Genomic DNA, 14,803 nt, shown 5'->3' on the forward strand with positions numbered 1-14,803 from the left:
CTCGCGGCACGCAAGGGCTCGTGCCGGTCGCTCGGGGCGTGCTCGGGCGCTGTCCGCTCGGCCCTGTGCAGGCACGTCCGCCCCCGTCCGGAGAAGGTCCGGCTCCCACGGGCTTTCGGTCACCCCCTGGGTGCGGTGGCACGCTTCCATCTGAAAACGACCCATGTTCCGTTTTGACATGGAGTGATGAATTGTCAAGGGCGCCTGTATATCTCGAGCGGCAGTCTGGTCGGTTTGGGAAAAGCCCCAAAAGTTCGGTTCCGGAGTCGGCGAGATCTCACCAACGGGTCGGTCCGATTCGCGGCATCGGCGGCGTGGTCGTAGAGTCGTCGAACGAGAGTGTTCGCACGCTCCCTCGGTGGCCGCTCGCCGGACGATGATGTCCTCGGCGAACGGTCCGGTCGGGCCGTCTCCGGCATCCCGGAGGACCGGCCTCGTAGTCGGCGTGACCCTACAAGGGGGTTGTCACGTCCGAATCATCTCTGTCGCAGCGTCGCGCCAGCCCACGGTTTTTACCTTCGCGCAACACACTCCCACGCATGCGTGGGCTAGGGTCACGAAATCTGTTGGGGCACTGAGGCTTACGACGCAAGTCCGATCGGGCGCGCGGTGAATGTCCGCCGCCCTCCGTGCGCGGGGGCGCGCGAGTTACTTTGCGGCACTATCGATTACGTCATCCAAAACTGGAACCTGTTGTAGTGCTTGACAATTCGACAGGGTCTCTACAAAACTACCCGTCGGTAGCCGACGATCGGGAAGCTCGGGCCCGGTAGTTGTGACAAGTCACCGCCGACGATGCCACCGCCTGAACCCCCGTAAACCCCTGTGCACCAGTCGGGGTGAACCTCACCGCCACCGTGACCACACCAAAGGAGTTCAGCGCTATGGACAATCCCGCGCTACCCTCAGCGCACCGTCAGGATGCTCATCCGGCAGTGCACCCGGAGCACTCGGGCGATCAGGTGGCGGTACTGCCCAGACCGTCGGTCACCGCGTCCGTCGTCGACGACGACCGGACCGTCGGGCCGGTCGAGCTGCTTCCGCTGGTCACCGCCCGGTTGCGCGAAATCCTCCTCACCGGTGGCGATTTCGACGACATCTACCGGCATGTCCTGGCCGCTCCCGGCAAACGTGTGCGGGCTCGTCTCGTGCTCGCGTGCGCGGGCCTGCTGCCCGACGGCGCGGCGGCTCCGCGCACCGCCGCCGTCGACCTGGCCTGCGCCATGGAGATGCTGCACGAATCCTCGCTGCTACACGACGACATCTGTGACGGATCCCTACTGCGCCGTGGTGCCCCCTCGGTGCCCGCCGCGTTCGGGGTGCGCATCGCCGCCAGAGCCGGATTCCATATGGCCGGCGCCGCGATGCAGGTGGTCGCCCAGGTCCTGTCCGAGAACCAGAACGTGTTCGGCGGCATCGGCGAGGCGCCGGGGGTGACCTACGCGGACCGGCTCTCCGACCTGTCCTTCGGCCAGCTCATCGAGACCCTGCCGCCCGCGGTGGACGCGACCGCCCTGCGCCGCCACTACGAGCTCGTGGCCGGGGCGAAGACCGGGACGTTGTTCCGGCTCTCGTGCTCCTACGGCGGCACGGCAGGCGGCGCCGATCACGATCGCCTGCAGGCCCTGATGCAGTACGCCGACCAGCTGGCGCTCGCTTTCCAGATCATGGACGACGTCCGCGACATCGAAGGCGGCCCCGAACTGGGCAAGGACGCCTGCGGCGACCTGGACCGGCGGGTGCCGACCTGGCCGGTGATCGAGTGGCTGGCGGTGCGCCCGGGCGCCAGGGAGATGTGGCTGTCGCCGGAGACCTCCAGCGAGACACTGCAATCCGACCTGGTCGACAGCGGCGCCACCCAGGCCGCGCGCGCCGTCGCGCTGCAGGCCACCGAGACCGCGAGCGCGGCCTTGGACATCTTCCCGTCGTCGCCGGCCCGCGACGACCTCCGCGAACTCTTGCAGCAGGTGATCAACCGATGAGACAGACCAGAATCGGCTCCCTGGCCTACGGGCTCCGGCATCTGCGGCGCGCGCCCGACATGGCCGCGCTGCGCGCCGCGTCCTCGCCTGCGGAGCTGGCCCGCCTGGCCCTGATCCCCGCGGGCCGCAACCTCGGCATCTCGGTGAGTCTCCTGCCCGCGCATCTGCGCGCGGAGGCGACCGCCGCGCTGCTGGCCTGTCGCGTGCTCGACGCCTTCGAGGATCTCAGCGATCGGGCGGTCGCGAGCAGCGCCGTGCTGGCCGCGGCCGACTACCTCAACAGCACCTCCGACACGCCCCCACCGGCACTGCCGACCGTGACCGCCGAGGCCCGCGACAGCGAAGCCGTCGACCGGCTGCTGGCCGAGCGCATCGGTGACATCAGAGCGCTGCTGTCGGCGTTGTCGGCGGAGGGACAGAAGCGGGTCGGCGAGGTGATCACCGATGTGGCCGGGGTGATGGCCCGCAACATCGACGGACCGCTGTCGCGGGTGGCCTACAGCGAGGGCGTGCTCGGCCGGGTGACGCACTACGCGTGCGCCCTGGTCGCCGAGAACGTGCTCTCGGAAGCGGACCTACGCGAGCTGACCGGCTGCGTCGCGGTGATCGCCCAGTCGGCGAACGACCTGCGCGACAACGAGTTCGAGATCTACGGCGTCGCCGACCGCGAGGAACTGAAGCGGATGGTGATGCTGCAGCTGCTGGCGCCGGCCCTCGGCGGGTTCGCCCTGCTGGCCCGGCTCGGCCCCGGCACGCCCAGTCGCGGTGCGCGCGCGGCGATGGCGTACATGACCATCACCACCTCCGCGTTCCTGTGCTCGGTCGTCGACGCGCCGTCGCCGTATCGGCGCAAGGTCGGCGCCGCGCTGCTGGCCGCCTCCTCGTCGCGGTACTGGACCAGGATGATCGACCGCGTCCGCCGGACCGCCGATCTGGCGATCCATCGGATGCTCGACGCCTCACCGGATTTCGCCGACGGCGCCAGCCGCACGCGCGAGGTGCTCGGCGCGGGCGACCCGGCCACCATGGCGACTTCGCTGGTCCCGCTGATCGTCGACACCACCTTCGCGCTGGTGCAGACCCTGCCGGAAGCCCCGCTGACCGGCGAGCTGCCCGACGCCGAGGTGCGCACCATGATGATCGCCGACCATCTCGCCTTCGGCGCGATGGAACGGGTGCCACCGCACGAACCCGAAGCGCTGCAGGCGCTCGCCACGAGACTCCAACTCGCTGCCCTCGACACCAGCACCCAAGGGAGCCGCCCATGAGCATCGTCACCAGACCCGCGCTCACCGACCTGGACACCACTAGCGAAGGAGCTCGACTATGAGCACCGGAACGCCCATCGCACCCGAGCAGACCCCGTTCAGCAAACGCGTGCTCAAGCTCGAGCACGCCTCCAATGTCGGTCCGCTCGTGCACATCGCGCTGTGGATCGGCATGACCGCCTTCGGCCTGTTCGTGCCGTTCGCGTCGAACTGGTACGTGGCGGTGCCGCTGATCATCGTGCTGTCGCTGCTGAACCTGTCGCTGACCATCGGCGTCATGCACATGCACACCCACCGGCCGCTGTTCGTGTCGAAGTTCCCGAACCGCGTCGTCGACATCCTGTGCTGTCTGCCGGGCAACCTGACCGCCGCCGAGATGCGCGAGGTGCACGTCCTCAACCATCACCGGTTCAACGACGGCCCCGGTGACGTCACCGCGACCACCGGCATGGAGAAGGGCCTCGGCGCCATCTGGTACTGGGTCCGCTACGGCATGATCGTCAAGCTCCACACGATGCGGATGGTCTTCGCCGCCGACCCGGCGCCGCGCCGCCGCCGCACCCGCCACCAGTTCCTCTTCGATCTCGCCGTGTACGCGGTCGTGATCGGCAGCGTCTGGTACGTCGCCGGGATGGAGAAGTTCGTCCTGTTCTACTGGGTGCCGTTCTTCATCACCCAGGTCAACGCGGGTTACTTCGCCTGGCTGAGCCACGCGCCGGCACGCGGGTTCGACGACGAGCCGAGCACCTCGCTGAACAACGCGGGCAACATCCTCAACTTCCTGATCTTCAACCAGGGCTACCACAGCGTGCACCACCGCTACCCCGGCATCCACTGGAGCCAGATCCCGGACAAGCTCGACTACATGCGCGATGTCAATCCCGGCGTCATCGTCCCCTACTGGATGGTCGCGCAGTCGGGGTGGCGGCTGTTCTGGCCCGGCGGCTTCCTCAACGAGGGCTACGGCACCAAGTGGAAGGCCAAGCTGGAGAAGCGCATCGAGGAGGGGACCGTGCGCAACCGGTACCTGCCGTGGTTCGCATGGATCTGATCACCCCCACGCCCACCCAGGCCAGGGACGTGCTGACGAGCCGTTCGCGCCTCGTCCCGTTCCTGTTCTCCTTCGCCGTCTACGGCGTCGCCGGCATCACCGTGCCGCTGATGCTGCTCTTCGCGGGCGGCTGGTTCCTGCCGAAGACGATCGACAAGGGCCCGCACCTGTCGACCGTCCCGGCGTTGCTGATCGATGTGGTGCTGCTGGCGCTGTTCGGCCTGCAGCACTCGGGCATGGCCCGGCCCTCGTTCAAGGCGTTCATCACCCGCTGGGTGCCCGACGCGCTCGAGCGGTCGGTCTACATCGTCATGGTGTGCCTGGTCATGTGGGTGATCATGCTGGCGTGGCAGCCGATTCCGGCCGTGCTCTGGTCGGCCGAGGGCACCGTGGGCCTGGTGCTCGACGCCGGGTTCTGGCTCGGTTTCGTGCTCGTCTACGCGGCGACGTTGCTGCTGAACCACTTCCACCTGCTCGGCATCAGCCAGGCCTACCGGGAGTACGTCATCCAGGTGCCGGACGCGACCGTCGACCGGTTGCAGGTGAACGGGGTCTACAAGCTCGTCCGGCATCCGCTGATGACCGGCCTGCTGATCTCGTTCTGGTTCGCCTCGACGTTCACGGTCGGGCACCTGGTGTGGGCCCTCGGGCTGACCGGTTACATCCTGCTGGGCACCTATCTGGAGGAACGCGATCTGATCGCGCGTTTCGGTGCGTCCTATCGCGCCTACGCCGCGCAGGTCCCCGCGTTCTTCCCGTCCGTGCTCCGTATCTTCGGCCGATCGACTCGGCAGCCGTAACGGCAGGCCGCCCGGCGCGTTTCCCCGAGGGGTGACGCGCCGGGCGGGCCCGGCCCGAGTTCGGGAGAGGAATCGACGTGAACGGTCATCCTGTTCGAGAGCGCATCAGACACAACTCCACCGACCCGGGCCCCGTCGCCGGTGTCGGCCACTCCTACGCCAAGGCGATCCTGCTGGGCGAGCACACCGTCGTCCACGGCACGGCCGCCATCGCCTTCCCGCTGCCCGCGCTGCCGGTGCGCGCCGTCGCCCGGCCCGCGTCCGCCGGGACCGAATCCGCGGTGCTGGCCCCGGGTCACTTCCGGTTCCGCGCCGGTGCCGCGGGCACCGCGTCCGGTCCACGCGTCGCGGTGGAGGAAGCGTTGCGGCGCTGGGGTTTCGACGACGACATCGTCGATGTGGTCGTCGAGTGCGACATTCCGCTCGCGCGCGGCCTCGGCTCGAGCGCCGCGTGCGCGGGCGCGGCGGTCCGCGCGGTCGCCGACCTGTACGGTCGCGCGATCGATCCCGGCACGCTCTACGAGCTGGTGCAGTGCGGCGAACAGGTCGCGCACGGGCGGGCCAGCGGCATCGACGCCAGTGCGGTGCTGGCCGGCGGGCCGATCTGGTTCCACGAGGGCCTATCCCGGCCGATGGCCGTGGGCCTCGACGCCGCGCTGGTGATCGCCGACACCGGGGTGCCGGGGTCCACCCAGCACGCGGTGGCCGGCGTGCGCCGGGTCCTGGACCGGGACCGGCAGGCCGCCGATCGGCTGCTGGCCAGGGCCGCGGACCTGATCGCCGCGGCCGCGACCGATCTGTCGGCCGGACACGCCGCCGCCCTGGGCGCGACGATGCTCGAATTCCAGGGCCTGCTCGGCGAACTCGGCGTGAGCACACCGCACATCGACACCCTGGTGAGCGCCGCGCTGGAGGCGGGCGCCTACGGCGCCAAACTCACCGGCGCCGGCCTGGGTGGTTGTGTCCTCGCCCTCACCGCGACTGACGCCGCGCCCGCGGTCGGCACCGCGCTGCGCCGCGCGGGTGCGACCCAGACCTGGACGGTCCCCACCGCGAGCCTGCGCTCGGACGCCCTGTCCCCATCCGCCTCGAGACCGGAACGCGAAACCCACCGATGACACCCACTTCCGCAGTACCCGTCACTGCCGCCCGGCCGGGCGAGCACGTCCGCGAGGGCGCGGCCGTCGCGGTCGCGTACCCGAACATCGCCCTGGTGAAGTACTGGGGCAAGCGCGACGAAACCCTGTTCCTCCCCGTCACGGGGAGCCTGTCGATGACGCTGGACATCTTCCCGACGACCACCTCGGTGCGGCTCGTCGACGGGCCCACCGACACCGTGGAGCTCAACGAGGCCGCGGCCACCGGCACCGCTCTGACGCGCGTCGAGCGGTTCCTCGACCTGGTCCGCGCGCTGGCCGGACGCGACGAGCGCGCCACCGTGGTCACCAGCAACGCGGGCCCCACCGGCGCCGGCCTGGCCTCCTCGGCGAGTGGGTTCGCCGCGCTGGCCACCGCCGCGGCCGCCGCCTACGGACTCGACCTCGACGGGCGCGCGCTCTCGCGCCTGGCCCGTCGTGGCTCCGGGTCGGCGTCGCGCTCGATCTTCGGCGGCTTCGTCGTGTGGCATGCGGGCGAGGGCGACGGCGAGAAGGGCGACCTGAGCTCCTACGCCGAGCCGATCGGCGGCGACGATCTCGACCCGGCCCTGGTCGTCGGTGTCGTCGAGGCGGGCGCGAAAGCGGTGTCGAGCCGGGTGGCCATGCGCCGGACCACCGAGACCTCGCCGTTCTATCGCCCGTGGGCGGACTCCTCGGTGCTCGACCTCGCGCAGATGCGTGAGGCCGTCGCGCGCCGGGATCTCGCGGCGATCGGGGAGATCGCCGAGCGCAACGCCCTCGGCATGCACGCCACCATGCTCACGGCGCGACCGGGGATCCGCTACCTGTCGCCGCACTCGATCGCGATCCTGGACGCGGTGCTCGCGCTGCGCGCCGACGGCATCGCCGCGTACGCGACGATCGACGCGGGCCCGAACGTGAAGGTGCTGTGCACCCGTGCCGACGCCCCCGTCGTCGCGGCCACCCTCGAAGGGCTCGGCGACTTCGTCACCACCCGGACCGCGCACATCGGTCCCGGCGCCCGGCTGATCGGGGGCGACGACCGGTGATCAGTTGTCGCGCTCCGGGCAAACTCTTCATCGCGGGGGAGTACGCCGTCGTCGAGCCGGGACATCTCGCGGTGCTCACGGCCGTCGACCGCTACGCGAGCGCCACGGTGACCGAGGTGTCCGCCGGGGCGGCCACGACGCTGCGTTCGGATCTGCACGGCGGTGTCTCGCTCACCCTCGGCCGCGACGGCGACCGCCTGGTCCCGGCGACGCCCGAGGGCGCGGTGCCTGCCGCCTTCGCCTACGTGTTCGCGGCCGTGTCGGTGCTCGACCGGCTCCGCGGCGAGCGTGGAATCGACGCTCGTCCTTATCGTTTGGCGGTGTCGGCCGACCTCGGCGACGCCGACGGCCGCAAGTTCGGGCTGGGGTCGAGCGCGGCGGTGACGGTCGCGACGGTCGCCGCCGTCGGCCGGTTCCTCGCGCTGGGACTGTCCGCGATGGACCGGTACCGGTTGGCGATGCTGGCCACGATCGAGGTCAACCCCCGGGCGTCCGGCGGCGACGTCGCCGTGAGCACCTGGGGCGGCTGGCTCGCCTACGGTTCCCCCGACCGCGCGGTGGTGGCCGCGACGGCCGCCGCCGACGGGATCGATGCCGCGCTGCGTGCGCCGTGGCCGGGCCTGTCGGTCCGCCCGCTGCCGACCCCGACCGGCCTGGACCTGCGGGTCGGCTGGACCGGCGACCCCGCCTCCACCCCGGCGCTGGTCGGCGCCGCGACCTGGGCGCGGGGCGACCGGACCGTGTTCAACGCCCGCAGCAACGACTGCGTGCGCCGCCTGCTCACCGCCGTCGAAGCCGACGACGCCACCGGTGTCGGCACCGAGATCGACTACGCCCGTGGCCTTCTCCTCGATCTGGACGCCACCGCGGGCCTGGGCATCATGACGCCGCGACTGCACGCGCTGTGCGCGGCCGGAGCCGCCGTCGGTGCCCCGGCCAAGCCGTCCGGCGCGGGCGGCGGCGACTGCGGGATCGCGCTCGTCGACCGCGCGCGTCCCGACGCGAGCACCGAACTGACCGACCGTTGGGTCGCCGCCGGTATCCGGCCGCTGCCGTTGCGGACCCACCCGTTCGAAGGGGACACCGCATGATCGCCGACCGCAAGGACGACCACGTTCGCCACGCGGTGAACCAGCGCAGCGCCGACACCGGCGCCAACGACTTCGACTCGATCACCTTCGTCCACCACGCGCTGGCGGGGATCGACAGCCGGGACGTGTCGCTGGCCGTCGACGTCGCCGGAAAGCAGTGGGACACACCGCTCTACGTCAACGCGATGACCGGCGGTAGCGTCAACACCGGCGAGATCAACCGCAAGCTGGCCATCGCCGCCCGCGAGACCGGTCTCCCCATCGCCACCGGGTCGATGAGCGCCTTCTTCCGCGACCCCGAGGTCGCGGGCACCTATCGCGTGCTGCGCGAGGAGAATCCGCACGGGTTCGTGATGGCCAACGTCAACGCGACCGCCTCGCTGGATCAGGTGCGCCGCGCGATCGACCTGCTCGAGGCCGACGCGCTGCAGATCCACCTCAACGCTGTCCAGGAAGTCGTGATGCCCGAGGGCGACCGTTCCTTCGGCTCGTGGCCCCGCCAGATCGAGCACCTCACCGCCAATGTCGCGGTGCCGGTGATCGTGAAGGAGGTCGGGTTCGGCCTCAGCAGGCAGACCGTCGCCTGGTTGCGCGATGTGGGTGTCTCGGTGGCCGACGTCGGCGGCCGGGGCGGCACCAACTTCGCCCGCATCGAGAACGAACGACGTCCGGCCGCCGACTTCGCCTTCATCGAGAGCTGGGGGCAGTCCACCGCCACCTGCCTGCTCGACTGCGCCGGGATCGACGGCATCGACATCGCCGCCTCCGGCGGCATCCGGTCACCGCTCGACATCGCCAGGGCGCTGGCGCTGGGCGCCGCCGCGACCGGAGTCGCCGGTGCCTTCCTGGACACCGTCGTGCGCCGCGACACCGACGCGCTCGTCGAGCAGATCCGCACCTGGCTCGATCAGCTGCGCCAGATCCTGACCGTGCTCGGCGCGCGCACCCCGGCTGACCTGGCCGGCTGCGACCTGCTGATCACCGGGGACGTGGCGAGCTTCTGCGCACTGCGCGGCATCGACACGGCGTCTCTTGCCCACCGGAGTCCCTGGTGGCGCGAATCGAAAGACCGAGGAGGAGTCATCGATGAATGACATGTCGTACGCAGCGGTCCCGCTGCAGTGGGTGGGGCCCTTGCGCATCACGGGCAATGTCGTCGACGATGCCGTCGACGTTCCCCTGGCCACCTACGAAACGCCCCTGTGGCCCTCGGTCGGTCGCGGCGCGCGGATCTCCACCCTCACCGAGCGCGGCATCGTCTCCACGCTCATCGACGAGCGGATGACCCGCTCGATCCTGCTCGAGGCCGACGACGCCTACACCGCGCTCACCGCGGTGCGGCAGCTGAAGGACCGCTTCGCCGAGTTGCAGGAGGTCGTCACCGGCAGCAGCCGCTTCGCCCGCCTGATCGACCTGCACCACCAGATCAACGGCAATCTGCTGTTCCTGCGGTTCGAGTTCAGCACCGGCGACGCCTCGGGCCACAACATGGCCACCCTGGCCAGCGACCACCTGATGGACCACATCCTGACCACGGTCTCGGGCGTGCGCTACGGCTCCATCTCCGGCAACTTCTGCACCGACAAGAAGGCCACCGCGGTCAACGGCATCCTCGGCCGGGGCAAGAACGTGGTGACCGAGCTGCTGATTCCCCGCGAGGTGGTGGCCCAGCGCCTGCACACCACCGCAAGGCAGGTGGTGGAGCTCAATATCCGCAAGAACCTGATCGGCACCCTGCTGGCGGGTGGGATCCGTTCCGCCAACGCGCATTACGCCAACATGCTGCTCGCGTTCTACCTGGCCACCGGACAGGACGCCGCGAACATCGTCGAGGGCTCCCAGGGCGTCACCCACGCCGAGGACCGTGACGGTGATCTGTATTTCTCGTGCACGCTGCCCAACCTCATCGTCGGGACCGTCGGCAACGGCAAGCACGCCAGCTTCGTGGACGACAACCTCGAACGTCTGGGCTGCCGCGAGGACCGGGAGCCCGGCGAGAACGCCCGCAGGCTCGCCGTCATCGCCGCGGCGACCGTGCTCTGCGGCGAGCTGTCGCTGATGGCCGCGCAGACCAATCGCGGTGAATTGATGCGCGCCCACACCCAATTCGAGCGGTCCACCACGAGCAACGGAACACAACGATGAACACATCCTCGGTCGGTATCCACGACCTGTCCTTCGCGACCACCCACTACGCCCTCGACCACGCCGTGCTCGCCGAGCGGCTCGGCGTCGACCGCGACAAGTTCTACCTGGGCATCGGCCAGGAGAAGATGAGCGTCGCCGCGGCCGACGAGGACATCGTCACCATCGCCGCGGCCGCGGCCAAGCCCATCCTCGAACGCCACGGCACCGACAACATCCGCACCGTGCTGCTGGCCACCGAGACCGGTGTCGACCAGTCCAAAGCCGCCGCGCTGTACCTGCATTCGCTGATCGGGCTGCCCAACGCCGCGCGCGTGGTGGAGCTCAAGCAGGCCTGCTACGGCGGCACCGCCGGACTGCAGTTCGCCGCGGGCCTGATCGCCCGCGATCCGGCGCAGCGGGTCCTGGTCATCGCCGCCGACATCGCCAAGTACGAGCTGGACTCCCCGGGTGAGCCGACCCAGGGCGCCGCCGCGGTGGCGATGCTGATCACCGCGAATCCGGCCATCCTGCAGCTGGATCCGTACTCCGGGCTCTACAGCGCCGACATCATGGACTTCTGGCGCCCGAACTACCGCAGCGCCGCCATCGTCGACGGCAAGACCTCGGTCAACGCCTACCAGAAGGCCGCCCAGGAGGCCTGGACCGACTACCGCCGCCAGGGTGGCCGCGACCTCGCCGAGTTCGCCGCCTTCTGCTACCACCAGCCCTTCACCAAGATGGCCTACAAGGCGCACCGGCACCTGCTCGAGAGCCAGGGCCACACCGCCGACGCCGCCGAGATCGAGGCCGCCATCGGCGACACCACCCGCTACAACCGCACGGTCGGCAACAGCTACACCGCCTCGCTGTACCTGGGCCTGGCCGCGCTGCTCGACCACGCCGACGACCTGACCGATCGGGCCCTGGCCATGATCAGCTACGGCTCGGGCAGTGTCGCCGAATTCTTCAGCGGCACCGTGCGACCCGGCTACCGCGAGCACCTGCGGACCGAGGCGAACCTCGCCGCGATCGACTCACGCGAACTGATCGGCTACGAGCACTACCGGGAGCTGCACGAGGCCACCTCGCCCAGCGACGGCGCGTACCACGCCATGGCGGAGCAGACCCGCCGTCCGTATCGGCTGGCCGCCGTCTCCGGCCACAAACGCATCTACGAATCCCGCTGAGGTCGCCCCATGAGCAGTAACGACACTTCCACGTCCGTGGACGACCGGTCCGCCGGCGACACCACCCGGCGGCACGTGCAGGTCCTGATCGTCGGTAGCGGCCTGTCCGGTCTCGGCACGGCGATCCGGCTCAGCCAGCACGGTGTGACCGACTATCTCGTCATCGAACGCGGCCCCGATGTGGGCGGCACCTGGCGCGACAACACCTATCCGGGCGCCGGCTGCGATGTGCCCTCGCACCTGTACTCGTACTCGTTCGCGCTGAACCCGAACTGGTCGCGCTCGTTCTCTCCGCAGGCCGAGATCGAGCGGTACCTGCGCGAGGTGGCCGACCGGTACGGGGTGCGCGACAAGCACAAATTCGATTGCGCGATGACCGCGGCGCGCTGGGTCGACGCCGACGGCCGCTGGGAGATCGACACCAGCGACGGTGGCTTCACCGCCGACTTCGTCGTCTCGGCGGCGGGCGTGCTCGCCGAGCCGAATCTGCCCGACATCAAGGGGATCTCGAGCTTCGAGGGCGAGATCTTCCACTCGGCGCGCTGGAACCACGACGCGAGCCTGGCGGGCAAGAAGGTCGCCGTGATCGGCACCGGTTCCTCCGCCGTGCAGATCGTCCCGTCGATCGCGCCCGAGGTCGAGCGGCTCGACGTCTACCAGCGCACCGCGACCTGGGTGATGCCCCAGCTCAACCGGCCGTATTTGGCGCCGGAACGCTTCGCCTTCAAGCACGTGCCCGGTCTGCAACGCCTGATTCGCGCGCTGATCTACACCACGCGCGAACTGTTCGTGATCACCCAGGTGAAGTACCCGTGGACCGGCCTGCTGCTCGAAGCGGTCGGGCGGGTGAAGATGCGGCTCGAGATCCGCGACCCGGACAAGCGGCGCAAGGTGCTGCCCGAGCACCGCATCGGCTGCAAGCGCATGCTGGTCTCCAACAAGTTCTACGGCGCGCTCGATCGTGACAACGTCGATCTCGTCACCGACGGCATCGCCGAAGTCCGCGCGCACTCGATCGTCACCGAGGACGGCACCGAACGCGACGTCGACGCCATCGTGCTGGCCACCGGCTTCCATGTGGCCGATTCGCCGACGTTCAACCTCTACACCGGCCGCGACGGCCGGACGGTGTCGGAGGCGGCCGACGCCGAGGGTTACCAGATGTACAAGGGCACCACGGTCGCCAATTTCCCGAACATGTTCTTCATGCTCGGCGCCAACTCCGGGCTGAACTACACCTCGCTGATCTACATCATCGAGTCGCAGATCAACTACATCGTCGACGCGATCACCACCATGCGGGCCCGCGGTCTGCGGTCGTTCGAGGTGAAGGTCGACGCCCAGCGCGCGTACAACAGGGCGCTCGAGCCGAAGATGGCCCGCACCGTATGGGTCAACGGCGGCTGCACCAGTTGGTTCCTCGACAAGCACGGCAACAACTCCGCGCTGTGGCCCGACTTCAGCTTCCGGTACCGGAAGCTGGTGCGCAACTTCGACATCGAGGCCTACGACACCACGGCGACGACGCGGTGACCGACACGCCTCGCCGCCATGTCCGCGTGGCGATCATCGGGGCCGGGTTCGCCGGGCTCGGCGTGGCGATGCGGCTGCGCCGGCTCGGGATCACCGACTTCGTCGTCTTCGAGCGCGCGGGCGATATCGGCGGTACCTGGCGGGACAACACCTATCCGGGCGCGGGCTGTGACGTGCCGTCGCAGCTGTATTCGTATTCGTTCGCGCCGAATCCGGACTGGACGCACTCGTTCTCGACGCAACCGCAGATCCAGCGGTACGTGCAGGACACCGTCGACCGGGAAGGGGTGCGCGAGGCGATCCTGCTCGACTGCGAGGTGAGCGACGCGCGCTGGAACGCCGCCACCGCGCGCTGGGACATCCAGACCTCCCTGGGCGCGTTCACCGCCGACATCACGGTCTCGGCGGCGGGCCCGCTCAGCGCGCCGAGACTGCCGGAGATCAAGGGCATCAGCACCTTTCGGGGTGCGCTGTTCCACTCCGCGCGCTGGGATCACGAGGTCGACCTGACCGGCAAGCGGGTCGCGGTCGTCGGCACCGGCGCCTCGGCCATCCAGATCGTGCCGTCGATCGCGGGTACGGTGGGCCGGCTCGCGGTGTATCAGCGCAGCGCGCCCTGGGTGCTGCCGCGCCTGGGTCATCGCTACACGCTGCTCGAACGCCTGTGGTATCGCCACGTTCCCGGTTCCCAGCGGCTGGCCCGCGCGGGGGTGTACTGGGTGCGCGAGTCGTTCGTGCTCTGGCAGTCGAAGTATCCGCCGCTGGCCGACTTCTTCGCCGCCGGTGCCCGCCTGAAGCTCTGGTGGGTGATCCGGGACGCGGCGTTGCGGCGCAAGGTGACTCCGGACTACCGGCTGGGCTGCAAGCGGATGCTCATCTCCAACGAGTACTACCCGGCCCTGGCGCGCGAGAACGTCGATGTCGTCACCGACGGGATCCGGGAGATCAGGGAACACTCGATCGTCGCCGAGGACGGCACCGAACGGGAGGTCGACGCGATCGTGCTGGCGACCGGGTTCAAGATCTCGGACTCGCCGACCTACGACCTGATCACCGGCCGCGACGGGCGCACGCTGGCGGAAGTGTTCGGCGAGCACGGGCTCAGCGTGTACAAGGGCACCACCATCGCGAACTTCCCGAACCTGTTCCTGATGATCGGCCCGAACGCGGCGCTGAGCTACACCTCGGCGTTGTTCACCATCGAATCGCAGATCAACTACATCGTCGACGCGATCACGACGATGGACGCGCGCGGGCTGCGGACGGTGGAGGTGCGCGAGCAGGCGCAGCTCGACTACAACCGGGACCTGCAGACGAAGTTCGCCGGCACCGTCTGGAACGCGGGCGACTGCACCAGCTGGTTCGTCGACGAGCGCGGACAGCACTCCCGGCTCTGGCCCGACTTCAGCTTCCGGTTCGAACGGATGCTGCGGACGTTCGACGTGGACGCCTACGACACGACCGCACTGACGTAGGGCGCGCGGGCACAGCTGATCCCGGGACGAGGTTGGGGGCGTCCCGGGATCATCGCTGAGTCAGCCCGACAGCGATTCGAGCAGTGTGGCGAGTACATCGACGAGGTCACCGAGAATCGCGG

General features: G+C 69.6%; 12 protein-coding genes. All 12 read left to right on the forward strand.

The features are described 5' to 3' along the window. The first annotated feature begins 884 nt into the window (after positions 1-884). Entirely contained in the window at positions 885-1,982 is a 1,098-nt protein-coding gene (locus ACIO52_RS14990) for a polyprenyl synthetase family protein (protein WP_316575200.1), read from the forward strand. Beyond that, a complete protein-coding gene (locus ACIO52_RS14995; protein WP_316575199.1) occupies positions 1,979-3,250 on the forward strand; it encodes a hypothetical protein in 1,272 nt (423 codons plus the stop codon). The genes ACIO52_RS14990 and ACIO52_RS14995 overlap by 4 nt, the downstream gene beginning before the upstream one ends. A gap of 58 nt (positions 3,251-3,308) precedes the next feature. Further along, entirely contained in the window at positions 3,309-4,301 is a 993-nt protein-coding gene (locus tag ACIO52_RS15000; protein WP_218719728.1) for a fatty acid desaturase, read from the forward strand. Continuing rightward, positions 4,292-5,101, forward strand: a complete 810-nt coding sequence (locus ACIO52_RS15005; protein WP_218719727.1) for an isoprenylcysteine carboxylmethyltransferase family protein — start codon at positions 4,292-4,294, stop codon at positions 5,099-5,101. Before ACIO52_RS15000 ends, ACIO52_RS15005 begins: the two co-directional genes overlap by 10 nt. A gap of 77 nt (positions 5,102-5,178) precedes the next feature. Continuing rightward, on the forward strand, positions 5,179-6,219 hold the full coding sequence (gene mvk, locus ACIO52_RS15010) for a mevalonate kinase (protein WP_402644278.1): 1,041 nt from the start codon (positions 5,179-5,181) through the stop codon (positions 6,217-6,219). Further along, entirely contained in the window at positions 6,216-7,268 is a 1,053-nt protein-coding gene (gene mvaD, locus ACIO52_RS15015; protein WP_316575197.1) for a diphosphomevalonate decarboxylase, read from the forward strand. The genes mvk and mvaD overlap by 4 nt, the downstream gene beginning before the upstream one ends. Further along, positions 7,265-8,359 carry a phosphomevalonate kinase gene (locus ACIO52_RS15020; protein WP_218719724.1) on the forward strand — a complete coding sequence of 365 codons (1,095 nt, stop codon included), beginning with the start codon at positions 7,265-7,267 and terminating at the stop codon, positions 8,357-8,359. Before mvaD ends, ACIO52_RS15020 begins: the two co-directional genes overlap by 4 nt. Further along, positions 8,356-9,453 (forward strand): type 2 isopentenyl-diphosphate Delta-isomerase, encoded by a 1,098-nt coding sequence (fni, locus tag ACIO52_RS15025; RefSeq protein WP_402644283.1) that lies wholly within the window; start codon positions 8,356-8,358, stop codon positions 9,451-9,453. The genes ACIO52_RS15020 and fni overlap by 4 nt, the downstream gene beginning before the upstream one ends. Next, positions 9,446-10,504, forward strand: coding sequence for a hydroxymethylglutaryl-CoA reductase (locus tag ACIO52_RS15030; RefSeq protein ID WP_218719722.1), 1,059 nt, complete (start codon positions 9,446-9,448; stop codon positions 10,502-10,504). The genes fni and ACIO52_RS15030 overlap by 8 nt, the downstream gene beginning before the upstream one ends. Then, on the forward strand, positions 10,501-11,673 hold the full coding sequence (locus ACIO52_RS15035; RefSeq protein WP_218719721.1) for a hydroxymethylglutaryl-CoA synthase: 1,173 nt from the start codon (positions 10,501-10,503) through the stop codon (positions 11,671-11,673). Before ACIO52_RS15030 ends, ACIO52_RS15035 begins: the two co-directional genes overlap by 4 nt. Before the next feature lie 9 nt (positions 11,674-11,682). Then, a complete protein-coding gene (locus tag ACIO52_RS15040; protein ID WP_218719720.1) occupies positions 11,683-13,206 on the forward strand; it encodes an NAD(P)/FAD-dependent oxidoreductase in 1,524 nt (507 codons plus the stop codon). After that, on the forward strand, positions 13,203-14,681 hold the full coding sequence (locus ACIO52_RS15045; protein ID WP_316575195.1) for an NAD(P)/FAD-dependent oxidoreductase: 1,479 nt from the start codon (positions 13,203-13,205) through the stop codon (positions 14,679-14,681). Before ACIO52_RS15040 ends, ACIO52_RS15045 begins: the two co-directional genes overlap by 4 nt. The last annotated feature ends 122 nt before the right edge of the window (positions 14,682-14,803 follow it).

The sequence above is a fragment of the Nocardia sp. NPDC087230 genome (assembly GCF_044744725.1).
GTDB lineage: Bacteria > Actinomycetota > Actinomycetes > Mycobacteriales > Mycobacteriaceae > Nocardia > Nocardia canadensis.

Coding starts and splice junctions, on each gene's coding strand:
- ACIO52_RS15040 (WP_218719720.1), top strand. CDS start 11,683: ATGAGCAGTAACGACACTTCCACGTCCGTGGACGACCGGTCCGCCGGC.
- ACIO52_RS15000 (WP_218719728.1), top strand. CDS start 3,309: ATGAGCACCGGAACGCCCATCGCACCCGAGCAGACCCCGTTCAGCAAA.
- ACIO52_RS15030 (WP_218719722.1), top strand. CDS start 9,446: ATGAATGACATGTCGTACGCAGCGGTCCCGCTGCAGTGGGTGGGGCCC.
- fni (WP_402644283.1), top strand. CDS start 8,356: ATGATCGCCGACCGCAAGGACGACCACGTTCGCCACGCGGTGAACCAG.
- ACIO52_RS15035 (WP_218719721.1), top strand. CDS start 10,501: ATGAACACATCCTCGGTCGGTATCCACGACCTGTCCTTCGCGACCACC.
- mvaD (WP_316575197.1), top strand. CDS start 6,216: ATGACACCCACTTCCGCAGTACCCGTCACTGCCGCCCGGCCGGGCGAG.
- ACIO52_RS14995 (WP_316575199.1), top strand. CDS start 1,979: ATGAGACAGACCAGAATCGGCTCCCTGGCCTACGGGCTCCGGCATCTG.
- ACIO52_RS15005 (WP_218719727.1), top strand. CDS start 4,292: ATGGATCTGATCACCCCCACGCCCACCCAGGCCAGGGACGTGCTGACG.
- ACIO52_RS14990 (WP_316575200.1), top strand. CDS start 885: ATGGACAATCCCGCGCTACCCTCAGCGCACCGTCAGGATGCTCATCCG.